The following is a 24,766-nucleotide window of genomic DNA, read 5'->3' on the forward strand; positions in this document are numbered from 1 at the left end:
CGAGCGTCAGTCCGCGCGCCGCAGCGTCCAGGAGGGGGTCACGCCGTACACCGCCCGGTACTGCGCGGTGAACCGGCTGTGGTCGGCGAAGCCCCAGCGGGCCGCGACCCCCATCACCGTCGTGCCCCGGGGGTCGGCGGCGAGCAGGTCCCGGTGCGCGTGCGCGAGCCGGACGCGGCGCAGGTAGCCGCGCGGGGTGATCTCGAGGTGCCGGCGGAACGCCATCTGCAGCGCGCGGACGGAGACGTGCGCGGCCGTGGCGATGTCGGCCGGGCTGATGTCCCGGTGCGCGTTGTCGTCGATGAACGCGACCGCGCGGCGCAGCGAGGCCGGGTGCGCGTCGTGCCGGTCCTCGATGGTGGGCTCGGTCAGCCCGTCGTGCGGGAACACGGCGAGCGCGGTCGCCGCGAGCAGCCGGGCCATGCTGCCGGCGACCAGCGGTTCCTCGACCGCCTCCGGGGTGGCGTGGAGACAGTGGAGCACGTAGTCGTACGTGGTGTCCCACAGCCAGGCCGACCGTGCGGGAACCGGCACGTGCGCGGCGAACCGGATCGGGCGCTCCGCGCGACCGGGTGCGCCGTCCGCGACCTCGGTGACCAGCCCGGGGTCGAGCACGGCGAGTTCCAGGTGCGCGTTCTCCAGCGCGGCCCGGTGCGACTCGCCGGGCTGGACCGCGACGAACGCCTCGCCCGGCGTGCCGTAGACCCGGACCGGGCCGCTGGTCCGGAACGCGATGTGCCCGTCGACGACCCGGCCGAGGATGAGCTCCGGCTGCGGCGCGCTGTCGACGTCGATGCTCATCCGGAACGAGTTGCGATGCAGCTGCGCGGCGCCGAGCGCATAGTGCCCGAACCGGACATGGTGCTCGTCGGAGGTGGCCCGCAGGCGCAGCCGTCCGTACGCACGGCAGAGGAACTCGTGCGCGGCGTCGACGTCGGTGGTCTCGAACACGGTCGCCATGGCTCTCCGGCATCTCCCACCGTGCTGCTCGGTTATCCGATAAACGAGCCGGGCGGCCGTGGAACACTCCCGCGAGTACGCCGGCATCCGTTCGGGTGAGCGGGCGGCTTCGTTTTCCGCACAGTCGGCGATCCGACGGTCGTTTCGCGAGCTAGCACCGCCGGGGTGGGGCGGACACCATGAGAGGGTGACCGGAACACGCGTCCTCGCCCGTGGGCCCGCCCGGCTGGAGGCGGTCGGCGCGTTCGACCGTGACAACCGGCATCAGCTCGTCAGCGCCGTGCGGCGGGCGCTCGTCGACGGGCACCCGCACATCACGATCGACTTCGCCGGCGTCACGCTGATCGACGCCGGCACGGTCCGCGCCCTGCTGGACTGCCGTCGGCTCGCGCTCGCGCACGGCGGCGAGCTGCGCGTCCTGCGCACGAACAGCGTGGTCGAGTTCGTGCTGCAGGCGACCGGTGCCGCGACCGTGCTCGGCCGGACCCAGGACCTGCCGCACAAGGGATGACCGGGCCGCGGCCCGCCGGTGAAACGGGCCCTAACCCAGCGACGCCCGCAGCTTCGCGTCCTTCTCCGCGACCATCTCGGTCAGCGCCGCCTGGAAGCCGGTCACCTTCGCCTGCAGCTCCGGGTCGGCGGCGGCCAGGATCCGCACCGCGAGCAGGCCCGCGTTGCGCGCGCCGGCGATCGACACGGTGGCGACCGGGATGCCGGCCGGCATCTGCACGATCGACATCAGCGAGTCCATGCCGTCCAGGTACTTCAGCGGCACCGGCACGCCGATCACCGGCAGCGGCGTCGCGGACGCGACCATGCCGGGCAGGTGGGCGGCGCCGCCCGCACCCGCGATGATCACCTTGAGGCCGCGCCCGGCCGCACCGGTGGCGTAGTCGAGCATGCCCTGCGGGGTGCGGTGCGCGGAGATCACCCGGACCTCGTGCGCGACGCCGAACTCGTCCAGTGCCTCGGCGGCCGCCTTCATCACCGGCCAGTCCGAATCCGAGCCCATGATCACGCCAACGGAAACGCTCACCACTGTCCCTCTTGAAGCCACTTCGCGGCCCGGACCGCCCGGGCGCGCACCGACGACATGTCCGAACCCAGCGCGGTCACGTGCCCGATCTTGCGGCCGGGGCGGACCTGCTTGCCGTACAGGTGGACCTTGATCCCCGGGTCCTCGGCGAACAGGTGGTGGAGCCGCTCGTCGATGCTCATGCCACCGGGCTCGCCACCGAGCAGGTTCGCCATCACCACGGCCGGCGCGGCGAGCGAGGTCTCACCCAGCGGGTAGTCCAGCACCGCGCGCAGGTGCTGCTCGAACTGCGACGTGCGGGCACCCTCGATCGTCCAGTGACCGGAGTTGTGCGGGCGCATCGCCAGCTCGTTGACCAGCAGCCCGTCCGCGGTCTGGAACAGCTCGACCGCGAGCAGGCCGACCACGCCGAGCTGCTTCGCGACGCCGATCGCCAGCTCCTGCGCGGCCACGGCCAGCTCCTCGGAGAGGTCCGGCGCCGGCGCGAGCACCTCCACGCAGATGCCGTCCCGCTGCACGGTCTCGACCACCGGGTACGCCGCGACCTGCCCGAACGGCGAGCGCGCGACCAGCACGGCCAGCTCCCGGACCAGCCGCACCCGCTCCTCGACGATCAACGGTGTGCCGGTGGCGACCAGCGCCGCGGCCTCGTCCGCGTCGGACAGCGGGAAGACGCCGCGTCCGTCGTACCCACCGCGGGTGGCCTTGGCGATGACCGGCCAGCCCACCTCGTCGCCGAACTGCACAAGATCATCAAGGCCCTCGACGGTACGCCAGCGCGGCGCCGGAAAGCCCAGCTCGGTCAGGCGCGTACGCATCAGCAGCTTGTCCTGGGCGAACTGCAGCGCGTCCGCCCCCGGGTGCACCGCGAACCCCTCCGCGGCCAGCGCCCGGATGTGCGCGGACGGCACGTGCTCGTGGTCGAACGTGACCACGTCGCACGACTTCGCGAACTCGCGCAGCGCGTCCAGGTCGGTGTGCTCACCGATCTGGACGTCCGCGGCGACCAGCGCGGCGCCGTCGTCGGGAGACTGCGCCAGCACGCGCAGTGACTGGCCGAGGGCGATCGCGGCCTGGTGGGTCATCCGGGCCAGTTGGCCACCGCCCACCATGCCGACAACGGGCAGACCGGTTCTGGTATCCATCTCGCCGATCAGCGTAGCTTGGCCGCCAGCTCCTCCTCCGAGGTGACCGGGCGGTCGCAGACGAAGCCGCGGCAGACATAGGCGGTCGGCTTTCCGTCGATCATCGGCCGGTCCGCGAGCAGCGGCACACCCGGCTGGTCCGGCCGGCCCGCGACCACCACCGCGCCGGGCGGCGCCAGCCTGACCGCGGCCCTGACCAGCGGGTCCGTCTCCGGCGATTCGGTGACGACCGCGATCTCGTACGGCCCGGAGAGCAACGCCTCCGCCGCGGCCAGCGAGTAGCCGGTGAAGCGCGGGTGCCTGTCCGCGATCGGCGCGATCGTGCGCAGCGCCGCCTCGGCCGCGTCTCGGTAGCGGGTCTCACCGGTCAGCGCGGCGTACGCGATCAGCGCGTTCGCCATCGCGGAGAGCCCGGACGGGGTGGCGTTGTCGGTCGGGTCCGCCGGCCGGGTGACCAGCTTCTCCGCGTCGTCCGCGGTGTCGAAGAAGCCACCGGCGCCGTTGCCGAACCGGGCCAGCGCGGTGTCCAGCAGCGCACCGGCCCGCTCCAGCCACTCGGCCTTGCCGGTGAGCTCGTGCATCGCGCAGAACGCCTCGGCCACGCAGCCGTAGTCCTCCAGCACGCCGGCCGGGGAGCCCACCACGCCGTCCCGGGAGACGCGCCGCAGCCGGCCGTCGACCAGGTGCCGCTCGGCGAGCACCCGCGCGCACATCAGCGCGCCGCCGGCCGCCACCGCCCGCTCGCCCAGCGCCTCCGGCAGCCCGTCCGCGGCCGGCGGGGCGGTTCCGTCCAGCGCCATCGCGTAGCGGGCCAGCGCGGTCACTGCCAGCCCGTTCCAGGCCGCGACGATCTTGTCGTCCCGGGCCGGTTGCGGCCGGCCCGCACGCGCGGCGAGCAGGCGGGTGCGCACGTTCCGCCAGCGCTCGATGACCGCCGGGTCCGCGTCGTCGACGTCCCGGCCCAGCACCAGCGTGCTCGTACCGTGCTCGAACGTTCCGCCCGGCGTCACCTGGAACAGGTCCGCGGCCCAGGCGCCGTCGTCGTCGCCGAGCACCTCGCGCAGCTGGTCCGGCGTCCAGGCGTAGGTCAGACCCTCCACGCCGTCGGTGTCCGCGTCCAGCGCGGACGCGTACCCACCGTCGTCGGTCAGCAGGTCGCGGGCCAGGAAGGAGACGATCTCGTCCGCGATCCGGCGGGCCAGCGGGTCGCCGGTCAGCCGCCACAGCTCCGCGTAGACCCGGAGCAGCAGCGCGTTGTCGTACAGCATCTTCTCGAAGTGCGGCACGGTCCAGTGCGCGTCGACCGAGTACCGCGCGAACCCACCGGCCAGCTGGTCGTAGATGCCGCCGCGGGCCATCGACTCCGCGGTGTGCCGGACGATCTCCAGCGACCGCGCGTCACCGGTGCGCTGCCAGTGGCGCAGCAGGAACAGCAGATTCATGTGCGGCGGGAACTTCGGCGCGCCGCCGAACCCGCCGGCGCGCTCGTCGTGCTCCGAGGCCAGCCGCGCCGCGGCCGCGTCCAGCAGCCCGGCGGAGATCGGTGCGGTCGGCCCGCCGGCCAGCTGCGCGCCGCCGATCGCGGTGACCACGGCCGCGCCCTGCTTGACCACGTCCTCGCGCTGCGTCCGCCAGGCCCGGTCCACCGACTGCAGCAGCCCGGCGAACGTGGCCTTCGGGTAGTACGTGCCGCAGAAGAACGGGTCACCGGACGGCGTCGCGAAGACCGTCATCGGCCAGCCGCCCTGCCCGGCCATCGCCTGCGTGGCGGTCATGTACACCGCGTCGACGTCCGGCCGCTCCTCCCGGTCGACCTTGATCGCCACGAAACCCTCGTTGACCAGGTGCGCGATCGCCTCGTCCTCGAACGATTCGTGCGCCATCACGTGGCACCAGTGACAGGCCGCGTAGCCGACGGAGATCAGCACCGGCACGTCGCGGCGCCGCGCCTCGGCGAACGCCTCCTCGCCCCACGGCCACCAGTCGACCGGATTGTCCTTGTGCTGCAGCAGATAGGGGGAAGTGGCGTCCGCGAGCCGATTCATACCCTCACCCTTCCACACGGCCGGAGCATCAAACCCCACATCATCTGCGGGTACGCGGTGTGACGCGCTTCACCCGGCCGCGGATCTCTCGGACCGGCCGGACCGCTGCCGATTACTGGGGACATGCACCTCTCGCCCCTGCTCGCGCCGGACGGACCGGCACCCGCCGCCGCCGTCACGGACGCGCTGCAGCAGGTGCTCCAGGTGGTCCGCCGTCGCCTCGGCATGGACGTCGCGTTCATCTCCGAGTTCGTCGGCGACCAACGCGTCTTCCGCTGGGTGGACGCCGAGTCACCGATCCCGGGCCTGAGCCCCGGTCTCGGCAACCCCCTGGAGGAGACCTACTGCCAGCGGATCGTGGACGGCCGGCTGGACCCGATCGTGCCGGACACCGCCGCGAACGCGATGACCGAGGCCCTGATGGTCACCGCGGCGCTGGGCATCGGCAACTACCTGGGCACGCCGCTGCGCCTGAGCAACGGCGAGATCTACGGGACGCTGTGCTGCTTCTCCGCCACACCGGACCGCACGCTGAACACCCGCGACCTGGACTACCTCAACGACGTGGCGGAGATCGTCACGGTCACGCTGAGCGCGGCGGACGCGGCCCGCCGGGAACACGCGCGGATCCGCGGCTGCCTGGCCGAGCTGGAGCGGGACGGTGGGCCGGTCGTGGTGGTCCAGCCGATCGTCGACCTGACCAGCGGCAAGATCGCAGGCTCGGAAGCGCTCAGCCGGTTCCCCACCGGGTCGCCACTGACCTGGTTCGAGGAGGCGGCCCGGATCGGCGAGGGCATCTCGCTGGAACGCGCCGCGATCCGCAACGCGCTCGCCGCGAGCCGGGACACGCCGGGCTTCATGTCGCTGAACCTGTCCCCCACCACGATCCTGGCGCCGGGCACGCTCGAACTGTTCGGCGACGCGCCACTGGACCGGCTCGTGGTCGAGCTCACCGAGCAGGAGAAGATCGACGACCTGACCGACGTGCGCGACGCGCTGGCGCCGCTGCGGCAGCAGGGTCTGCGGGTGGCGATCGACGACGTCGGTGCCGGGTACGCCGGCCTGAACCGCGTGGTGCAACTGCGTCCGGACATCATCAAGCTCGACATCGGCCTGGTCCGCGGCATCGAGGGCGACGAGATCCGGCAGGCGCTGAGCCGCGCGCTGATCTCCTTCGCCCAGGGCAGCGGCTCCAAGGTGATCGCCGAGGGCGTGGAGACACCGGGCGAACTGCGCATCCTGCGCGCGCTCGGCGCGGATTACGGCCAGGGCTGGATCTTCTCCCGCCCCTGCCCACCGGCCCAGCTCACCGACTCCGTCGTCTTCGACCTGGACGCGCTCTAAGCCTGGACAACGCGATCCGGGCCGATCTGGGCTGGTCCGGGCGCGGTGCGGGCTGGTCCGGGCGCGGTGCGGGAGAGAGACCTGGACCGAGGGGGTCCGAAGTCGGACAGAGGCGGCGGGACACGGCCTCCATGTCCCGCCGCCCCGTCATCAGGGATGTGCGGCCCCGTCGGTCGTGATCAGATCACGACCACTCGCTGCCGTTGTGCGTGGTGAGAACCTTGTGCACCATGACGGCCCCTTCTTGTCGAACGTTTGTTCTAGTCTACGACCGCGGTATGACACTTTTCGGCGCCGACGATCGAGGGGCGGCAGCCTTTCCCGGGTGGCACACCGCCCCGTGACGACACGGTTCGCACTGGTCCGATCCGGGCGGTTGCGCGTTCCGTCCGGCGGGTCGTCACGATCACTTCAGATGGTGACTCATCGCGGCAAGCCACCGAAGACGCCCGCGTGCCGCGATAAGCCGGATAAATCCGGCCAACTCGCGAGGGCCTGCCTCAACTGTGCGCGATTCCGATCAGACGGGGCAACGCATTTACCGCCACCACCACGTGCCACCCGGCCCTACGGATCCGCGCGGCTCACGTCGGTCGGAACTCGGCCACGAACCGCCGGCGCCACACGCCGCGGGCCACCCGCGATCAGCTGCGGATACCACAGCCACGGCACAGCTCACGGCACCGGTGATCAACCGCCAACCCGCGGCACCACGGAGCTCACGCGCCCGCGATCAGCCGCGAATCCGATGCACCGCGCGCGCCACCGCCAATCAGCCACCAACCACAGCACCACCGCGCACGCCACCGGCGATCAGACGCGAATCCGCTGCACGCGCGCACACCGCCGGCAATCAGCCACCAACCGCAGCACCGCACTCACGCCGCCCGCAATCAGCCGCGAATCATCGGCACGCGCGCACGCCACGGGCAGTGAGCCACGAATCCGCGCACGCGCTCACGCCACCACCGATGAGTCACGAACCCGCAGTCGCATCGCACACCGACCCCGCATACCGCATATCTCGGGCGATCAGTCGCGAACCGGCAGCGGCATCGGACGCCCACCGCGCACCGCACCCGACCGAATTCATCGTGGATCGTAGAGCGGCATCGCGCACCGCACTTCGCCGGCAATCAGCCGTGAACGGTGGTGGCGCCGCAGGCGCGTTCTGCCGATGATTCAGCCGCGAGTGGTAAAGGCATCACAGGCAGACCACGCAGGCCGCATGTTGCCGGTACTCGGTCGCGAACCGGCAGCGGTATCGCTCACCTACCGCCGCACCGCACCGCACCGCACCGCACCGCACCGCACCGCACCGCACCGCACCGCACCGCACCGGTGATCAAACGTGACCGGCAGCGGCATCGCAATACCCACGGCACCGCGCATTCCACCGGGAAAGCCGCGCACCGGCAGCGAAACGCGTCCTTGCCGCACGTCGCACCCGGCCGGAGGTCAGCCGGGAACCGGCGGCGGCGGTGCGGACGGAAGCCGCGGGAGACGTGGCCGGTTCGACGGTGGGCAACGGCGGGACCGGCTCCGGCGCGGCGGCCGGAGCGGAGCGCCGGCGGAGTCGGAGGCCGCCGCGGGTTTGCCCGCGGGAGCACGCCCGGCGTGCCCACGCCGGAAGCGGGAAAATCGCCTTCGGTCTTCCTGCCTGGCGGATCGGCCGGGTCAGGAGGCGTCGTCGGCGGCGCGGAGCGGGACCACGGTGGCGCGGGTGGCCGAGTCGTGCAGGCTGCGGAGCAGGGAGACGATCTTGTCGCGGCGGACCGGGCGGCAGAAGTGGTAGCCCTGGCCGGAGTCGCAGCCGAGGCTGACCAGGGCGGCGCGCTGGTCCGCGGTCTCGACTCCCTCGGCGACGACGCGCGCGTTGATCCGGCGGCCGAGTTCGACGGTGGCGCGGATGACGGCGGTGGCGCGGGTGGAGCCGGCCATGTCGCGGACGAAGGAACGGTCCACCTTCAGCTCGTCGACCGGGATGCGGGTGATGAAGCTGAGCGACGAGAAACCGGTGCCGAAGTCGTCCAGCGAGAGTTGGACGCCCAGCTCGCGCAGGCCGTCGATGACGTCGTCGACCGCGCCGGTGCGGCTCATCGCCACGGTCTCGGTGATCTCCAGGACCAGCAGGTGCGGCGGTACGTGGTGGCGGCGCAGCAGCGCGCCGACCTCACCGGGCAGCCGCGGGTCGAGCAGGTTGCGGGCGGACAGGTTCACCGAGATCGGCACGTCCAGGCCCTGTGCCCGCCACTCGCCCGCGGTGGCGAGCGCCTGGTCCAGCACGTACCCGGTGAAGCGGGCCAGCAGTTCGCTCTCCTCCACCGCGCGGACGAAGTCGGCCGGCGTGAGCAGGCCACGGCGCGGGTGCTCCCAGCGGATCAGCGCCTCGACGCCGGTGGGCGCGCCGGTCGCCAGGTCGACCGCGGGCTGCATGTCGAGGACGAGCTGGTCGTCGGCGGCGAGCGCGGCCCGCATCTCGGCCAGCAGTGACAGGTGGTCGACGGTGGCGGCGTCGGCGGCGCTGTCGTAGGCCGCGATCCGCGCGTTCGCGGCCTTGGCCCGGTACATGGCGTGTTCGGCCTGCCGGACCCGCTCGGCCATGTCGGCCACCCCGGCCGGGCTCACCGCGACGCCGACCGTGACCTCGACGGACATCAGCACGTCGCAGACCTCGACCGGCTCGGACAGCCGTTCCGCGATCTGCCGGGCGCGGCGCAGCAGCGGCGGCTCGGCCGGGGGCGGCGGCGCCTCGTGCGGCGTCTCCGGCGCGACCGCGATCATCGGCCGGGGCGGCGGGACCGCACGGTACGCCCGGGGCCCGTCCGCCGCGGTGAGCAGCAGCGCGAACTCGTCGCCGTCCAGCCGGGCCAGCAGCTCGCCGGGCCGGGCCAGCGAGAGCAGCCGGTCGGACAGCGTGCGGAGCAGCGCGTCGCCGGCCGCGTGGCCCATCGCCTCGTTGACGCGCTTGAGCCGGTCCACGTCGAACAGCAGCAGCGCGGCGGGCGCGTCCCGGTCCAGTTCGCCGAGTGCCGCGTCGCCCTCGGCGAGCAGCGCGACCCGGTTGGTCAGCTCGGTCAGCGGATCGTGCGCGGCCTGGTAGACCGCCTGTTCGGTGAGTTCGTGAACCTGAGCGCTGATCGCCGCGTTTCCCAGGGCGAGAGCGAGTGCGTCACCGTACGCGGAGAGAACCGCCTCGTTCGTGGACGCCGCACCGGTCGGCGCCGAGAAGTGGACGCGGATCTCGCCGAGCAGGCGCTCGGCGGCGACGAGCGAGCGGGCGACGAGCGTGTCGGGATCGGAGGGTTCGTTGGCCGGAGGAGCGGCGACCACCAGGCCGTCGTGGTCGGCGGTGTACCGGTTCACGCCGGTCGGCGTGACCACGTCCACCTCGACCCGCTCCGCGCCGAACAGGTCCAGCGCGCCCTCCGCGCCCGCGGTCGCCACCGCGCGCTGGTCCGGGCCGGCGAGCGTGCCGGTGGCCGCGGCGAATGCGATCCAGGTGCGCCGGTCCTCCTCGTGGCGCAGCCGCTGCCCGTACGCCCGGTGGATGAACCACAGCGCGGGCAGCAGGAAGAACAGCCAGCGCGGGTCGACCCCGATCACCGCGACGGACGCGATGCCGACCAGCACGTTGCCGGCGAAGAGCGGCAGCTTGGCGCGGAGCGCGGGCCAGGCCAGCACCGGAACCGGCAGGCCGTGCCGGACCGTGAGCGTGAGCACGGCCAGGCCCACGGAGACCGCCAGGTACACCGACGCGGCCGCGGTGAGCTGGAGCGCACCGGCGAACGTGAGCGCGGCGCCGGGTGCCGGGCCGATCGCGAGCGCCAGCGCGGCGGCCGCGGCCGTGCCGGCCACCAGGGACGCTCCGGCGTGCACGGTGTCGGCGGTGGCACGGTGCGGGCGGCCGGCGGAGAGCACGGTCCAGGCGAGCACGGCACCGGCGGCGGTGGCCGCGGGCAGCCACTGCGCGGGCAGCAGGTGCAGGCCGACGATGAGCGCGGCCTCGCCCCAGGTGAGGCTGACCGAGCCGGTGGCGACCTGGACCCGGACGCGGGCGAGTTGGCCGCACGCGACGAGACCGGCGACGACGGCCCAGCGGATCGGCGTGGGCAGCCCGCCGGTGAGCGTGCCGGCGGCCGGGAGCAGCAGGCCGAGCAGTGCCGCCGCGAGCCCGACCGCGAGAACGGAGGCGTGCAGCGTGCGGACCGCACCGCCCACTGTGGAGTGACCGGCGGTGCTTCGGCGATCACTAGTCGTAGACATCGGCGACCGCCCCCTTTCCGCGCAGGGTCTGGGGATAATTACACCCCCCGGCGGAAGGCTAAGCCAATCGCGGAGCGCGCAACAGGGGTTGACGCCCCGGCCACAGTGCGGATCCGACCACAGAGGCTGGTCAGCGTCGCGCGCTCATTTCTGGGGAGCGCTCCCGCTCTCCTCGCGCGCCTCGGTCTCGGTCGCCGGGTCTGTCGGATCGAGGACTTTCTCCTCGCCGTCCTTCTTCGTCGGCGCCGGACCGGCCGTGGGCGGTGGGAACGAGTCGGGCAGCCGGCGCAGCCGCTTGTTCATGCTCCGGATCAGGAACACGGTCGCGATCGCCAGCAGCACGATGATGAGCAGGCCCAGCGGCCCGGTCAGGCCACCCGTGCGCGTGTCACCGAAGTTGTTCTGCGCGAGCAGGTCCAGACCAGTCGGGGTCACCATCCCGCCACCTCCTCGTTCTCACCGCCCACGGTACGCCGGTCGGTTCAGCGCACCGTCACCGAGTCTCGGATCCCGGCGAACAGGTCCGTCTCCGGCAGCGTGCTGTCGACCAGCGACCGGGCCAGTTCGAAGTCCTCGGTCGGCCACACCTCGAGCTGGATCTCCCGCGGCACCTGGAACCAGAAGCCGTCCGGGTCGACCTGGGTGGCGTGCGCCCGCAGCGCGTCGTCCCGGACGTGGAAGTAGTCCCCGCACGGCACCTTCGTGGTGATCTTGTCGCCGCGGTCGCGGCTCTCGTCCCACTTCTCGATCCACTCGGCGTACGGCGAGGTGCGGCCCGCGGCCAGCATCGCCTCGTGCAGCGCGAGCACGCGGTCCTTGGAGAAACCGGAGTTGTAGTAGAGCTTCAGCGGCTGCCACGGCTCGCCGGCGGTCGGGAACCGGTCCGGGTCACCGGCCGCCTCGAACGCGGCCACCGACACCTTGTGGGTCATGATGTGGTCCGGGTGCGGGTAGCCGCCGTTCTCGTCGTACGTGGTGATCACGTGCGGGCGGAACTCGCGGATCAGCTTGACCAGCGGCTCCGCGGCCACCTCCGGGTCCATCAGGCCGAAGCAGCCCTCCGGCAGCGGCGGCAGCGGGTCACCCTCCGGCAGACCGGAGTCGACGTAGCCCAGCCAGGCCTGCTGCACGCCGAGGATCTCGCGCGCCGCGTCCATCTCCCGGCGCCGGATGTTGGCGATGTCCGCCCACACCTCCGGCCGGTCCAGCTTGGGGTTCAGCACGCTGCCGCGCTCCCCGCCGGTACAGGTGACCACCAGCACGGAGACGCCTTCCGCGACGTACTTCGCACTCGACGCGGCGCCCTTGCTCGACTCGTCGTCCGGGTGGGCGTGCACCGCCATCAGACGCAACTGCTCAGCCAACGCTGACTCTCCCTCGTGACCTGCCGGTACGCGCATCCCCGCATGCTGCGAGAATGGACCGGACACATTCTGGCCGACCGGCCCCGACGTACCCAACCGCAGGAGTGTGGCACCGGTGACCGAGACCCCCGCGACAACGCCTGCGGCGGCCCCGGTGTTCCCCGCGGGCCGCTACGGCCGGCGGCGTGAGCAGCGCCGACGCCGCCCCTGGCTGGTCGTGGCCGCGCTCGCGGTGGTGCTGGTGATCGGCGTCATGATCGCGTACAGCGAGTACCAGAAGTACGGTGACCCGGCCTACGACGCCGAGGTGATCAGTTATACGGACGTCACGGACACCGGCATCGTCGTGCACTTCCGGGTGAACGTGCCGGCGGACGGCTCCGCGACCTGTGGCGTCCGCGCGCGCAACCGCGCCGGCGCCACGGTGGGGTCCGAGGAGGTCCGGGTGAACGGCGCACGGGGTGGCGAACCGGTCACCGTCGATCACCGGCTGACCACGACCGAACGGCCGTTCATCGGCGAGGTCCTCCGCTGCCGCGCTAACTCGTAAGCGGTTTCGCGATCACTGGCGGTGAAACTCGGTAGTGAAATGGGTTGTCTCCCACTGGTAAGTTGGTAGTTCGACCCTGTTCGCCGCAAGCCATATGAGGAGATCGTCTGTGTCCACGACCTGGCTTTCCCAGGACGCGTACGACCGGCTGCAGGCCGAGCTCGACGAGCTGATCGCGGCGCGCCCCGTCATCGCAGCGGAGATCAACGAGCGGCGCGAGGAAGGTGACCTGCGGGAGAACGGCGGTTACCACGCCGCCCGCGAGGAGCAGGCCAAGCAGGAGCACCGCATCTCGTACCTCAAGGAGCTGCTCCGCGACGCGCAGGTGGGCGAGGCCCCCTCCGCCGACAAGGTCTCGCCCGGCATGGTCGTCACCATCTACTTCGACGACGACAAGGACGACACCGAGACGTTCCTGCTCGGGTCCCGGGAGATCTCCGCGACGACGGACTACACCGTCTACAGTCCGGAGTCCGCGCTCGGCAAGTCCATCCTCGGCGCGTCCGGCGGTCAGACCTGCACCTACACGGCCCCGAGCGGCGCCGACATAAAGGTCACCGTCGTCAAGTTCGAGCCCTTCGCAGGCTGACACCCTCACGTGAGGGCGCGGCGTTGACCTGAGGCCGATTTTCCGCAGGCACGCTCTTCGCCTGTGGAAAATCGGCCGAAGGTCGACGCCCGAGAGCGCCCGAGCCGCCCGAGGGCCAATCACTCGGTTCCCGGTGCGAGGCGGACGGAGTAACCGGCCTCGCGCAGGGCGCCGAGCACCTGCTTGCTGTGGCCGGTGCCGCGCGTCTCCACGGAGAGCGCCACCTCGACCTCGCCGATCCGCAGCATCGGGCTGTGCCGCAGGTGCTCGACGTCCACGATGTTCGCCTGCAGCTCGGCCAGCCGGGACAGCAGCCCGGCCAGCTGGCCGGGCCGGTCGCCGCACCGGACGGCGAACCGTAGGTAACGCCCGGCCGCGGACAGTCCGTGCTCGATCATCCGGAGCAGCAGCAGCGGGTCGATGTTCCCGCCGGACAGCACCGCCACCACCGGCCCGTCGCCGACCTCGATCGCGCCGGCCAGCAGCGCGGCCACGCCGACCGCACCGGCCGGCTCCACCACCAGCTTGCCGCGCTCCAGCAGCATCACCAGCGCCCGCGAGATGTCCTCGTCGGACACCGTCACCACGTCGTCGACCAGCTTGGACACGTGCCGGAACGTCACGTCGCCGGGGCAGCCGACCGCGATCCCGTCCGCGATCGTGCCGACGCGCGGCAGCCGCACCGGTGCGCCCGCGGCCAGGGACGGCGGGAACGCGGCGGCACCGGACGCCTGCACGCCGATCACCCGCACGTCCGGCCGCAGCGCCTTCGCCGCGACCGCCAGCCCGGAGATCAGGCCGCCGCCGCCCACGCCGGTGACGATCGTGCCGACATCCGGGCACTGCTCCAGGATCTCCAGCGCCACCGTGCCCTGCCCGGCGATCACGTGCCGGTGGTCGAACGGGTGGATGAAGACCGCGCCGGTCTCCTCGGCGAACTCCCGCGCCGCGACCAGCGCCTCGTCCACGGTCGCGCCGCGGAACTCGACGGCCGCGCCGTAGTTGCGGGTCGCCGCGACCTTCGGCAGCGGCGCGCCGACCGGCATGAACACGGTCGCCGAGATGCCGAGCAGGTTCGCCGCGAGCGCCACGCCCTGCGCGTGGTTGCCGGCGCTGGCCGCGACCACGCCCCGGGCGCGCTCGGCCGCGGACAGTCGGGAGATCCGCACGTACGCGCCGCGCACCTTGTACGACCCGGCCCGCTGCAGGTTCTCGCACTTCAGCCACGTCGGCACGCCGAGCAGCGCGGAGAGCGGCCGGGACGGCTCCAGCGGCGTGGTCCGCACCACGCCGCTGATCAGCTCTCGGGCCGCCTCGACGTCCGGCAGCGAAACGAGATCATCCATCTCCGCATCGTCCCACCCGCGGAGCCCTCGATGCCGGACCGGGCGAGACGGCTACCGCACCGCGGGAAAAACCGACGGCGCGTGCCGCGGCCAGGGTGCGGCCAGCTCGAACTGCCCGGCGACCGCCAGCAACGTCATCTCGGAGCCGGGCGGGCCGACCAGTTGCACCGCGAGCGGCAGCCCGTCCGGGCGCACGCCGACCGGCACCACCAGCGCGGGCAGCGCGGCCAGGTTCCACGGCGCGGCGAACGGGGCGTACCGCATGCTGGCCCGCATGTTCGCCGCCCAGGACCGGGTGGCCCAGCCGTCGGCCGCGGGCGGCGTGGCGGCCAGCGCCGGGGTGAGCAGCAGGTCGACGCCGTGGTCGGCGAAGAACGCGATCGAACGGTCGCGCCAGGCCTCGCGGTCGGCCTCCCGCACGTACCCGCGGCGGGTGGTGAACTTCCCGAGGCGGACGTGCCGGCGGCTGCGCCGCTGCAGCGACCCGATCGCGACCCCGCGGTTGTTCGCCTCGGTCCAGCTCGCGCCGAACCAGGTGGCCAGCCCGCGCAGGCCGAGCGCGACCGGGTAGACCGGGTCCTTGGCGACCGCGGTGTGCCCGCCGGCGATCAGCAGCCGGGAGGCGGCGGTGACCGCGTCCCGGTTCGGCGCGTCGGCCGCGATGCCGGCGACCGGCGAGCGGGTGGAGACGGCGACGCGCAGCCCGGACGGCTCGGTCAGCTTCGCGGAGTCGCGGCCGGCCAGCACCGCGAACCCGATCGCCGCGTCCGCCACCGTGGTGGCCAGCAGGCCGTGCTCGGCCATCCCGAACCAGCCGTCGGTCTCCGGCGGCGGTGGCACCACGCCCCGGCCCGGCTTGAGCCCGACCAGGCCGCAGCACGCGGCCGGGATCCGCAGCGAGCCGAACCCGTCGTTGCCGTGCGCCAGCGGCACCAGGCCGGCCGACACCGCGGCCGCGGCGCCGCCGGACGAGCCGCCCGGCGTGCGGGTGAGGTCCCACGGGTTGCGGGTCGGGCCGTCCTCGTCGTCGGTGACCGCCCAGAGGCCCAGCTCCGGCATCCGCGAGGTGGCGACCACGACCGCGCCCGCGCCGCGCAGCCGGCGGACCACCTCGTGGTCCTCCTCCGCGATCGGGCCACGCGCCGCCGCCGAGCCGTTCCAGGTGGGCAGGCCCGCGATCGCGGTGTTCTCCTTCACCGCGACCGGCACGCCGGCCAGCGGGAGACGGGTGAGGTCGTGCTGCTCGTCGACCTTCTCGGCCTCGGTCGCGGCCTCGCCGCCGCGCACGACGCGGAACGCGCCGATCAGCGGGTCACGGCTGCCGATGTGCTCGAGGTGGTCGGCGACGACCTGGGTGGCGGACGTGTCCCCGCGGCGGACGCCGCGGGCGATCTGCTTCGCCGTGGCACCCACCCAGTTGGGCACCGGCTCCGTCATGACCCCTCCCGGAGTGTGTGGGGCCCTGAGTGCCAGGGCCCCGGTGTCGATCAGCGCAGCGCCGCTTCGAGATCCGCCAGAAGATCGTCGACGGTTTCGATGCCGACCGACAGTCGCACGAGATCGGCGGGAACTTCAAGCGGTGATCCGGCCGTGCTCGCGTGGGTCATCCGGCCGGGGTGCTCGATCAGCGACTCCACGCCGCCCAGCGACTCGGCGAGGACGAACAGCTTGGTGGTGTTGCAGATCCGCTCCGCCGCCTCCGGGCCGCCGGCCGCGCGGAACGAGATCATCCCGCCGTACCGGCGCATCTGCTTCGCGGCCACGTCGTGGCCGGGGTGCGACTCCAGGCCGGGGTAGATCACCTGGGAGACCGCGGACTGCCGGGTGAGGAACTCGGCGATCTTCTCCGCGTTGTCGCAGTGCCGGTCCATCCGGACGCCGAGCGTCTTGACGCCGCGCAGCGTCAGCCACGCGTCGAACGGGCCGTTGATCGCGCCCATCGCGTTCTGGTGGAAGCCGATCTGCTCGGTCAGTTCCTCGTCGCTGACGATCAGCGCGCCACCGACCACATCGGAGTGCCCGCCGAGGTACTTCGTGGTCGAGTGGACCACCACGTCCGCGCCGAGCGCGAGCGGCTGCTGCAGGTACGGCGAGGCGAACGTGTTGTCCACCACCAGCAGCGCCTCCCGCTCGTGCGCGACGGACGCGAGCACCGCGATGTCCGCGATCGACAGCAGCGGGTTGGTCGGCGTCTCCACCCAGATCATCCGGGTGTGCGGCGTCATCGCGGTGCGGACCATGTCCACGTCCGTCAGGTCCACCGCGGACCAGCTCACGCCCCACCGCTCCGCGACCTTGGCGAACAGCCGGAACGTGCCGCCGTACGCGTCGTCCGGGATGATCACGTGGTCGCCCGGCCGGAGCACGGCGCGGAGCAGCGTGTCCTCGGCCGCGAGCCCGCTGGCGAACGCGAATGCCCGGCGCCCGCCCTCGATCGCGGCCAGGCACTCCTGCAGCGCGTCCCGCGTCGGGTTGCCGGACCGCGAGTATTCATAGCCGAGCCGGGGTGAGCCGACGGCGTCCTGTGCATACGTGCTGGTCTGGAAGATCGGGGGCACCACCGCACCGGTGCGTGCCTCCGGGTCCTGGCCCGCGTGGATCGCGAGCGTTTCGAAGCCGTGCGTCATTGCGCTAACGCTAGTCTGCCCGGATGGCGGAGTGCGTGTTCTGTGCGATCGTGGCGGGCACCACGCCCGCAACCGTGGTGGCGGACACCCCGGACGGCGTGGCGTTCCTGGACACCCGCCCGGTCTTCAAGGGGCACGTGCTGGTGGTGCCGCGCCCGCACGTACCGGCGCTGCCCGATCTGGATGTGTCGCTGCTGGGCCCGTTCTTCGCGCTCGTGCAGCGGCTGTCCGTGGCCGTCGAGGCGGGGCTGGGCGCGGGCGGCACGTTCGTGGCGATGAACAACCGGGTCTCGCAGTCCGTGCCGCACCTGCACGCGCACGTGGTGCCGCGCACCAGGGGCGACGGCCTGCGCGGCTTCTTCTGGCCCCGGACGCGCTACACGTCGCCGGCCGAGGCCGAGGACTTCGCCGCCCGGATCACACACGCCCTGACCGGTACGACCACGCAGTGATGTTCCCGATCGGTAAGGATCCGGTGGGCTTCGGTGTTGGATGCTGGTGGAAGCATGAGAGGAGCTCACCGTGTTCTTGCGGTTCAAGAAGCTTGACCTGGTCACCGAGGAGCAGGCGATCCCCGGTCGCTCGGTGTCGATGCCGGTGGCCGACCGCCACACCGTCCTGGGCACCTCGCTGACCGGCCCCTGGCCGTCCGGCGCGGAGGTCGCGGTCTTCGGCATGGGCTGTTTCTGGGGCGCCGAGCGCATCTTCTGGCGGCTCCCCGGCGTGATCTCGACGTCCGCCGGCTACGCCGGAGGCTTCACCGAGAACCCCACCTACGAGGAGGTGTGCTCCGGCCTGACCGGGCACACCGAGGTCGTCCAGGTGGTCTACGACCCGGCGAAGATCTCCTTCGAGACGATCCTGAAGGCGTTCTGGGAGAACCACGACCCGACCCAGGGCATGCGCCAGGGCAACGACGTGGGCACCCAGTACCGCTCCGCGATCTACACCACCACCGACGCCCAGCTGGCGACCGCGGCCGCCTCCCGGGAGGCCTTCGCCCCGGTCGTCGCCCAGGCCGGCCTCGGTGACATCACCACCGAGATCGCGCCGCTCCGGCACTACTACTTCGCCGAGGACTACCACCAGCAGTACCTGTCCGACGCCAAGAACCCCAACGGGTACTGCAACCACGGGCCGAACGGTCTGAGCTGCCCGATCGGCGTCGGCAACATGCCCGCCCAGACCTCCATCGAGGCCCCGGGCGCCCGCTGACCCACCGGCACGCACGGCCGTCGCCCACCCGGGCGGCGGCCGTCGTCATGCGCACCCGGTCAGGCGGCCGCCGGTCAGGCGGCCGGGGAGTCAGGGCTCTGACCGCCGAGGAACCGGACGCGGAGGCCCATCCGGTGGCCGAGGTTGATGATGTCCTCGCGGCGGGAGAGACCGAGGACGTACACGCCGAGGTCGAGGACCACCTCGTCGTCCTTGATCTCGGACGGGACGATGCGCGCGTTGACCTCGCCGGCGATGCGGGTGGCCTCGCGGAGGAGGTCGCGGACGTGCGGCGGGGCGTCGGCGATCGCGGCCTCGTCCTGGGCGGCCTGCTCCGCGACGACGGCCGGGTCCGCGGCCGGGCGTGGGGTGGGACCGTCGTGCTGCTGCTTGACGAGCGAGTCGACCTGGCTGGCCAGCAGCTCGAACTTCGCCTGCCAGGGATCCTTCTCGTCGACCTGCTCGACCGGGGACTCGGCGCGGAGCGTGAGGCCGAAGTAGCGCCAGAGCGGGTTGACGTTCTCCGGGTTGCTGTTGCGGGTGGCCTGGATGTGCGCGGACAGCGCCTCCACCTCACCGCGCAGCGACCACGGGTTCAGGCTGCTGGAGTACTCGTACGTATTGATGATCGACATGTCGAACGGCAGCCGGGTGGTCAGGTTGTCGCGGATCAGGCAGATCGACCGGTTCAGCGCGATCCGGATGCCGAGCTCGAGCATGACGTTCGCGTTGAGCGTGGAGACGTCGCAGAGCACCAGGTCGGACTGGACCAGGTTCTTCACGATCTCGGCCTGGATCAGGGTCGAGCCGCTCGCCGCCGGCGGGATCACCTGGTAGCCGACCTCGCGCAGCGCGGGTGAGATCAGATATTCGAGGACGTGCCCGAAGTGGTCGGCGTCACCCTCGTAGTCGGCGACGCGGTCCGGTGGGGTGGTGATCGGCATCGCGACGAAGCACTTGCGAGTGGTCGACGACAATCCGGCCTCCAGGGCGGAAACGGTACGCAAGACCATGTCACGGTAGCGGGCGGGCACCAGTCGGGCATCCCGCGCGCGGCCCACCCGTTCCGGCTTACGGTCGTACCCCGGAATATTGATCTTGGTTTGCGGGCAACCGGCCATGAGCGCGGCCGGTGGGCGTGTACTACGGTAGGCGCGATCAGCTCGGTGACGGCAAGGACGGTGTGGCGATGTCGGACTTATCCCCCGTCTTGCGCACCTGCCTGTCATGCCACGGCTCGGGCGCCCGCAACCGCCTGCCCTGCATGGCCTGCAAGGGGTCCGGCCTGGTCTGGTGCGAACCGTCCGAGGACGGCCTCGTCGACGGCGAGCACCACGGAGGGCCGGACGATCGGCGACTCGACCCGCCCCGCTGAGTGACCGCGGCATACCAGAAGAGTGAAAGTTCGCCGTCCGTTCACATGGGCGGCGCCATGCGGGGGTAGCACTGAGAGATGGTCACCGCGACGCGCTTCCGGCGTAAGTTCGAGGTCATCGACACCGCGGCCGTGGCCGAGTCGCCCCTGCCGGCGGCTCCGGTCACCCCGAGCGAGGATGACCGGATGCCGACCAACCTGGTCCTGCAGTATCTGCGCGCCCAGCGGGACACGATCCGATGGACCGAGGCCGGCGCCCGGCGCGGCGACGCCGAGGCGGTCCACGACATGCGGGTGGCGATCCGCCGGCTGCGCAGCACGCTCCGCACGTTCCGCGGCCTGTGGGACGCGGAACGCTCCGAGTGGCTGCGCGCGGAGCTGAAGTGGCTGGCCGACCAGCTCGGCCCGGTGCGGGACGGGCAGGTCATGTCCGAGCGGCTGGCCGCCGCGGTCGAGGCCGAGCCGGACCGGCTCGTCCGCGGCCCGGTCGCGGACCGGCTGCGGGAGGGCCTCGGCGACCGCATCGCGGAGGGTCGCTCCGGACTGCGCGGCGCGCTCGACGGCGAGCGTTACCGGGTGCTGCTCGGCAGGCTGAACGCGCTGGTCGTGACCACCGACGGCGGCTCCTCGGCGTGGTTGCGCAAGCGCACCCGCAAGGCCGTGCACCGCGCCGACCGCATGCTCGCCGACGCGGTCCGCGACCGGGAGACCGCGCCCGGCCCCGAGGCGGACGCGCACCTGCACGACGCCCGGAAGGCCTACAAGCGCGCACGGTACGCGGTGGAGGTCACCCGCCCCGCCGCCGGCCGCCCGGCCCGCCGGCTGGCCAAGCGGCTCACCGCGCTGCAGGACGTGCTCGGCACCCACCAGGACTCGGTGATCACCGGTTCGGTGCTGCTGGAGGCGGCCGACGCGGCCGCGGCCCGGGGCGAGGAGACGTTCACCTACGGGCTGCTGCACGCGCGCCAGGCCGACGCCGGGGAGCGTGCGCTGCACGCGCTGCCGGCCGCCCGGCGGAAGGCCGGCAAGTCCTCCGCCCGTGCCTGGCTGAAGTAGGTATCCGCTGGTCGGAGCGCGTGATTCAGGTCGCCGGAAAACCGTTGCCGATCACCCCCGGAAGTGGATAACGTTGCCGTACACGTGAGAGGAGGTGGTCCTAGCTTTGTGTAGCAATCGGACTCGTGAGGTGGCTGTCCGCTAGCCGCTGTCCTTGACAGTTGTTTGACGTCGAGACCGTGTGGCAGCGGTGCGGCGAATACCAGGCAGCCACCCAGCCCCCGGGGTTCCGGCCGAGTCCAGCCGGTTCGCGTTCGCGCGAGTGCCCCGGGGGCTGTTTACTATCTCGAGTGAGCGCGCGTGAGCTGGTCGTCCTCGGCACGGCCAGTCAGGTCCCGACCCGGCATCGCAACCACAACGGTTACCTGCTCCGCTGGGACGATCAAGGGATCCTCCTCGACCCGGGCGAGGGCACCCAGCGGCAGATGCAGGGCGCCGGCGTCGCGGCCGGCGCCATCACCGCGGTCTGCGTCACCCACTTCCACGGCGACCACTGCCTCGGCCTGCCCGGCGTGATCCAGCGGCTCTCGCTCGACCGGGTGCCGCATCCGGTGCCGGTGCACTTCCCGGCCGGCGGCGCCGAGTACTTCACCCGCCTGCGGTACGCCAGCTCGTTCTACGAGACCGCGACCGTGGTGCCCACGCCGGTGACCGACGGCTGGACCGCGGATCTCGGCGCGGTCACGCTGACCGCACGCGCGCTGCTGCACTCCGTGGAGACCTACGGATACCAGCTCACCGAACCGGACTCCCGACGGATCGTGCCGGAGCGGCTCGCCGCGCACGGCGTCACCGGCCCGGCCGTCGGGACGCTGCAGCGCACCGGCCGCCTCGAACTCGACGACGGTCGCGTGCTCACCCTCGACCAGGTCAGCGCTCCGCGCCCGGGCCAGCGGTTCGCGTTCGTGATGGACACCGGGCTGTGTGACGCGGTGTTCGCCCTGGCCGACCGCGCGGACCTGCTGGTCATCGAGGCCACGTTCCTGAACGAGGACGCCGCGCTCGCCGCCGAGGTCGGGCACCTCACGGCCGCGCAGGCCGCGCGCGTGGCCCGCGAGTGCGGCGTGCGCCGGCTGGTGCTCACCCACTTCTCCCAGCGGTACGGGCAGCACGAGTACGAGCCGGACGGCCGTTTCCCGGCCGAGGCGCGGGCCGAGTTCGGCGGCGAGATCGTGCTGGCCCGGGATCTCATGCGGGTGGACGTGCCGCCGCGTGTGAAGGTGGACGCATGACCGTGCTGCTCAGGGAAGTGACGGACGCGGACCTCGGGGCGATCGGCGCGCTGCACCTCGCGTCCCGGACGACGGCCTACGCCGGGATCATCGCCCCCGAGGCGCTGGCGGACACCACGCCGGACGCGATGGCCGAGTGGTGGCGGGAACGGTTCCGGTGGGAGCGGGACACGCACCGGTTCATGGTCGCGGAGGACGGCGGCACGATCGCCGGCTTCACCTACGCCGGGCCGGACGAGACGCCGGACGCCGCGATCCTGCACGCGATCCACGTGGCGCCGGGCCGGATCGGGTCCGGGCTCGGCCGGCTGCTGCTGGCCGACGTGCAGGACTGGTTCGCCACCCGCCCGGCCTGGACCAGCGCGTCGCTGTGGGTGCTGGAGGCCAACGCACGGGCCCGCGGCTTCTACGAGCACCACGGCTGGCGCTTCGACGGGACCAGCACGGTGGACGCCATCGGCGCCGCGATGGTGCCGATGGTCCGCTACCGTCGATCATGGAGCCATCCCCCGGTAACGGCCGGTTAACGGGAGACAACTCCATCATCGACGGTGCACGGAGTGTGGTAGGGCGAGGGCACGTGACCGTTCGTTGCGGGGGAACCGGTTTCCCACGCACCCTCGCCCGCCGTCCCCATCGCGCCCGGACCGAACGCCTGGCCGGAGGCGTTCGACGATCGGCGGAGGCCTGCCGGTCGCCGGACCCGATGGGTTCTGTGCGGGACGCCTCGAAGCTGGCGGGGCGACAAGACGTCAACCGCGGAAGGATGCCACTGGCTTTGCTCGCCGGGGGACGGTCAAGCTCCGGAGCGTGGCATCCGGAAAAGTCGCTATGAAACTGGGCTCTCCGTGGAGCGCGACCCGCCTGGCCCGGCATGGTCGGCGCTGACCATTTCCCTTCCCCTGTCCTGCGCTCCCGCCGGCTGACCGCGCCGCGCCGGGAGGTTGTCCATATACCGAATGCTCGGCCCTTCCGTACGACGAAGTCAACCGTCACGACGAGTCCGAACGCCGCACACCGTGTGCGATTGCGTTATGTGGACCGTGCGCCTGCGCTTAGCGGATAAGGTCCACATGCGCGGTATCGGCGGCCCATGAACGGTGCGTCGAATCGCGATCGGAAACCACTTCTCCGATCGCCGATCGTCGTGTTCGCAAGGTCGTATGAGCATGGCCGCGTGTTCGCAAGGTCGCGTTCGCAAGGTCGTGTGGGCATGGCCGTGTTCGCGCCGGGCGAAACGGCCAAAGGCATTAGACGGTACGCCGGGGCGTTGCCGCTGTCATGGACGCCGACCGGATCGACGCAGATGGTGCTGCTCTCGACGCGTACAGCCGGGTGGTCACGCGAGTGGCCGCCGAGATCCTGCCCAGCGTGGCCGCGCTCGCGGTGCGGACCGGCCGGGGTGCCGGGGCCGGCTCCGCCGTCGCGTTCGCCGCCGACGGCTTCCTGCTCACCAGCGCACACGTGGTCGCCGGCGCGCGGTCCGGCACCGCCACGTTCGCCGACGGCGCCCAGTCCCGTTTCGACGTGGTCGGCGCCGACCCGCTCTCCGACCTGGCCGTGCTGCGGGCCGGCGGCGCGGTCCCACCGGCCGCGCTCGGCGACGCGGACCGCCTGCGCATCGGCCAGCTGGTCGTCGCGGTCGGCAACCCGATGGGCCTGGCCGGCTCCGTCACGGCCGGCGTCGTCTCCGGGCTCGGCCGGTCCATCCCGGCCCGGGACGGCCGCCGGGTCCGCCCGATCGACGACGTGATCCAGACCGACGCCGCGCTCAATCCCGGCAACTCCGGTGGCGCGCTCGCCGCGTCCGACGGCACCGTGGTCGGCATCAACACCGCGGTCGCCGGCTACGGCCTCGGCCTCGCCGTGCCGATCAACGGCACCACCCGGCAGATCATCGGTGAACTGGTGTCCACCGGCCGCGTCCGGCGCGCCTGGCTCGGCGTGGCCAGCGTCCCGGTGCCGCTCCCGCCGCCGCTCGCCGCACGCCTCGGCCAGCGCGCCGGGCTGCGCGTCGTGGAGGTCGTGCCCGGCTCGCCCGCCGGCGTCGCCGGCATCTTCCTCGACGACATCATCGTCTCCGCCGGCGCCGAGCCCACCGAGACCGTCCAGACCCTGCTCAAACTGATGCTCGGCCCCGCGATCGGGACCCGCCTGCCGCTCACGCTGTACCGCCGCGAGGCCATGGTCGACGTCGTCACGGTCCCGGCGGAATTGACCTGACGATCCGGCCCGGGACAGCCCGTGTCGCCGCTCCCTGGCGGCCGGCGTCTTCGCTCTTGGGATAGCCGGCGTCGCCGCTCTTGGGATAGCCGGCGTTACCGCTACCGCGATTGCCGGCGTCGCCGCTCTCTCACGGCCGGCGTCACCGCTACCGGGATAGCCGATGTTGCCGCTCTCGGGATAACCGGCGTCGGTCAGCACGGCCGCAGGTGAATTGCGAGCGCGAACGATTCCGTGAATTGAAACATTTCACGGCCGGCTCACCCGAGAATCGTCCCGGGCACGAATCGCGATCAGCGAGGGAATTGCCGATCACGCCAATGCCGCGATAGTGGGAATGGCACCGACGAAAAGCGCGGCCGGTGGCCGAAGCCACCGGCCGCGTCGCGTGCG

The 24,766-nt window shown here is 72.3% G+C and carries 21 protein-coding genes; 10 read left to right on the plus strand and 11 right to left on the minus strand.

Going from position 1 to position 24,766, the window contains the following annotated elements; translation table 11 throughout:
* Nucleotides 1-6: 6 nt before the first annotated feature.
* Complete coding sequence (locus tag J2S44_RS14605) at nt 7-960, minus strand: helix-turn-helix transcriptional regulator (protein ID WP_310413450.1); 954 nt, start codon at nt 958-960, stop codon at nt 7-9.
* A 187-nt stretch (nt 961-1,147) separates the two neighbouring features.
* On the opposite strand from J2S44_RS14605, the gene J2S44_RS14610 reads away from it, so the two are divergent.
* The gene (locus J2S44_RS14610) at nt 1,148-1,471 is read left to right on the plus strand and encodes an STAS domain-containing protein (RefSeq protein WP_310413452.1); all 324 of its coding nucleotides are present in this window, start codon (nt 1,148-1,150) and stop codon (nt 1,469-1,471) included.
* Nucleotides 1,472-1,501: 30 nt separating this feature from the next.
* On the opposite strand, the gene purE is transcribed toward J2S44_RS14610, so the two are convergent.
* From purE to J2S44_RS14625, 3 genes are read right to left on the minus strand one after another with little or no spacing between them, the layout of a single operon-like run.
* Nucleotides 1,502-1,972, minus strand: a complete 471-nt coding sequence (gene purE / locus J2S44_RS14615; RefSeq protein WP_310429669.1) for a 5-(carboxyamino)imidazole ribonucleotide mutase — start codon at nt 1,970-1,972, stop codon at nt 1,502-1,504.
* Nucleotides 1,973-1,992: 20 nt separating this feature from the next.
* Nucleotides 1,993-3,141: a 5-(carboxyamino)imidazole ribonucleotide synthase gene (locus J2S44_RS14620; protein ID WP_310413455.1), complete on the minus strand. Its 1,149-nt coding sequence runs from the start codon at nt 3,139-3,141 to the stop codon at nt 1,993-1,995.
* An 8-nt stretch (nt 3,142-3,149) separates the two neighbouring features.
* A complete protein-coding gene (locus J2S44_RS14625) occupies nt 3,150-5,186 on the minus strand; it encodes a thioredoxin domain-containing protein (RefSeq protein ID WP_310413457.1) in 2,037 nt (678 codons plus the stop codon).
* Between the two features lie 123 nt (nt 5,187-5,309).
* On the opposite strand from J2S44_RS14625, the gene J2S44_RS14630 reads away from it, so the two are divergent.
* Nucleotides 5,310-6,530 carry a sensor domain-containing phosphodiesterase gene (locus tag J2S44_RS14630; protein ID WP_310413460.1) on the plus strand — a complete coding sequence of 407 codons (1,221 nt, stop codon included), beginning with the start codon at nt 5,310-5,312 and terminating at the stop codon, nt 6,528-6,530.
* Nucleotides 6,531-8,207: 1,677 nt separating this feature from the next.
* Here the strand turns inward: J2S44_RS14630 and J2S44_RS14635 are convergent.
* The 3 genes from J2S44_RS14635 to mca all read right to left on the minus strand — a co-directional run bounded on the left by J2S44_RS14635 (nt 8,208) and on the right by mca (nt 12,160).
* Entirely contained in the window at nt 8,208-10,796 is a 2,589-nt protein-coding gene (locus J2S44_RS14635; protein WP_374727841.1) for a putative bifunctional diguanylate cyclase/phosphodiesterase, read from the minus strand.
* A 144-nt stretch (nt 10,797-10,940) separates the two neighbouring features.
* Nucleotides 10,941-11,234 (minus strand): hypothetical protein, encoded by a 294-nt coding sequence (locus J2S44_RS14640; protein ID WP_310413466.1) that lies wholly within the window; start codon nt 11,232-11,234, stop codon nt 10,941-10,943.
* 44 nt (nt 11,235-11,278) lie between these two features.
* On the minus strand, nt 11,279-12,160 hold the full coding sequence (gene mca / locus J2S44_RS14645; protein WP_310413469.1) for a mycothiol conjugate amidase Mca: 882 nt from the start codon (nt 12,158-12,160) through the stop codon (nt 11,279-11,281).
* Between the two features lie 115 nt (nt 12,161-12,275).
* On the opposite strand from mca, the gene J2S44_RS14650 reads away from it, so the two are divergent.
* Both J2S44_RS14650 and greA read left to right on the plus strand, forming a co-directional pair.
* A complete protein-coding gene (locus J2S44_RS14650) occupies nt 12,276-12,710 on the plus strand; it encodes a DUF4307 domain-containing protein (RefSeq protein WP_310413471.1) in 435 nt (144 codons plus the stop codon).
* Nucleotides 12,711-12,804: 94 nt separating this feature from the next.
* Complete coding sequence (gene greA / locus J2S44_RS14655; RefSeq protein ID WP_374727842.1) at nt 12,805-13,299, plus strand: transcription elongation factor GreA; 495 nt, start codon at nt 12,805-12,807, stop codon at nt 13,297-13,299.
* Between the two features lie 119 nt (nt 13,300-13,418).
* On the opposite strand, the gene ilvA is transcribed toward greA, so the two are convergent.
* From ilvA to J2S44_RS14670, 3 genes are read right to left on the minus strand one after another with little or no spacing between them, the layout of a single operon-like run.
* A complete protein-coding gene (gene ilvA / locus J2S44_RS14660) occupies nt 13,419-14,645 on the minus strand; it encodes a threonine ammonia-lyase (protein ID WP_310413477.1) in 1,227 nt (408 codons plus the stop codon).
* Between the two features lie 51 nt (nt 14,646-14,696).
* Complete coding sequence (locus J2S44_RS14665; RefSeq protein WP_310413480.1) at nt 14,697-16,082, minus strand: amidase; 1,386 nt, start codon at nt 16,080-16,082, stop codon at nt 14,697-14,699.
* A gap of 50 nt (nt 16,083-16,132) precedes the next feature.
* Nucleotides 16,133-17,272 carry a cystathionine gamma-synthase gene (locus tag J2S44_RS14670; protein ID WP_310413482.1) on the minus strand — a complete coding sequence of 380 codons (1,140 nt, stop codon included), beginning with the start codon at nt 17,270-17,272 and terminating at the stop codon, nt 16,133-16,135.
* Nucleotides 17,273-17,295: 23 nt separating this feature from the next.
* Here J2S44_RS14670 and J2S44_RS14675 point away from each other — a divergent pair, with 23 nt between their 5' ends.
* Together J2S44_RS14675 and msrA are read left to right on the plus strand one after the other, a co-directional pair.
* Nucleotides 17,296-17,724, plus strand: a complete 429-nt coding sequence (locus tag J2S44_RS14675; RefSeq protein WP_310413485.1) for an HIT family protein — start codon at nt 17,296-17,298, stop codon at nt 17,722-17,724.
* Nucleotides 17,725-17,794: 70 nt separating this feature from the next.
* Nucleotides 17,795-18,487, plus strand: coding sequence for a peptide-methionine (S)-S-oxide reductase MsrA (msrA, locus tag J2S44_RS14680; protein WP_310413487.1), 693 nt, complete (start codon nt 17,795-17,797; stop codon nt 18,485-18,487).
* Between the two features lie 74 nt (nt 18,488-18,561).
* Here msrA and J2S44_RS14685 read toward each other — a convergent pair whose 3' ends face one another.
* On the minus strand, nt 18,562-19,494 hold the full coding sequence (locus tag J2S44_RS14685) for a hypothetical protein (RefSeq protein ID WP_310413490.1): 933 nt from the start codon (nt 19,492-19,494) through the stop codon (nt 18,562-18,564).
* 446 nt (nt 19,495-19,940) lie between these two features.
* Between J2S44_RS14685 and J2S44_RS14690 the strand changes: the two genes are divergently transcribed.
* The 4 genes from J2S44_RS14690 to J2S44_RS14705 all read left to right on the plus strand — a co-directional run bounded on the left by J2S44_RS14690 (nt 19,941) and on the right by J2S44_RS14705 (nt 24,373).
* Complete coding sequence (locus tag J2S44_RS14690) at nt 19,941-20,918, plus strand: CHAD domain-containing protein (RefSeq protein WP_310413492.1); 978 nt, start codon at nt 19,941-19,943, stop codon at nt 20,916-20,918.
* A 290-nt stretch (nt 20,919-21,208) separates the two neighbouring features.
* Nucleotides 21,209-22,150 carry a ribonuclease Z gene (locus J2S44_RS14695; protein ID WP_310413496.1) on the plus strand — a complete coding sequence of 314 codons (942 nt, stop codon included), beginning with the start codon at nt 21,209-21,211 and terminating at the stop codon, nt 22,148-22,150.
* The gene (locus J2S44_RS14700; protein WP_310413498.1) at nt 22,147-22,677 is read left to right on the plus strand and encodes a GNAT family N-acetyltransferase; all 531 of its coding nucleotides are present in this window, start codon (nt 22,147-22,149) and stop codon (nt 22,675-22,677) included. The genes J2S44_RS14695 and J2S44_RS14700 overlap by 4 nt, the downstream gene beginning before the upstream one ends.
* 754 nt (nt 22,678-23,431) lie before the next feature.
* Nucleotides 23,432-24,373, plus strand: a complete 942-nt coding sequence (locus J2S44_RS14705) for a S1C family serine protease (RefSeq protein ID WP_310413501.1) — start codon at nt 23,432-23,434, stop codon at nt 24,371-24,373.
* Nucleotides 24,374-24,766: the final 393 nt, after the last annotated feature.

This window comes from Catenuloplanes niger (genome assembly GCF_031458255.1).
In the GTDB taxonomy this organism is placed as follows: Bacteria; Actinomycetota; Actinomycetes; order Mycobacteriales; family Micromonosporaceae; genus Catenuloplanes; species Catenuloplanes niger.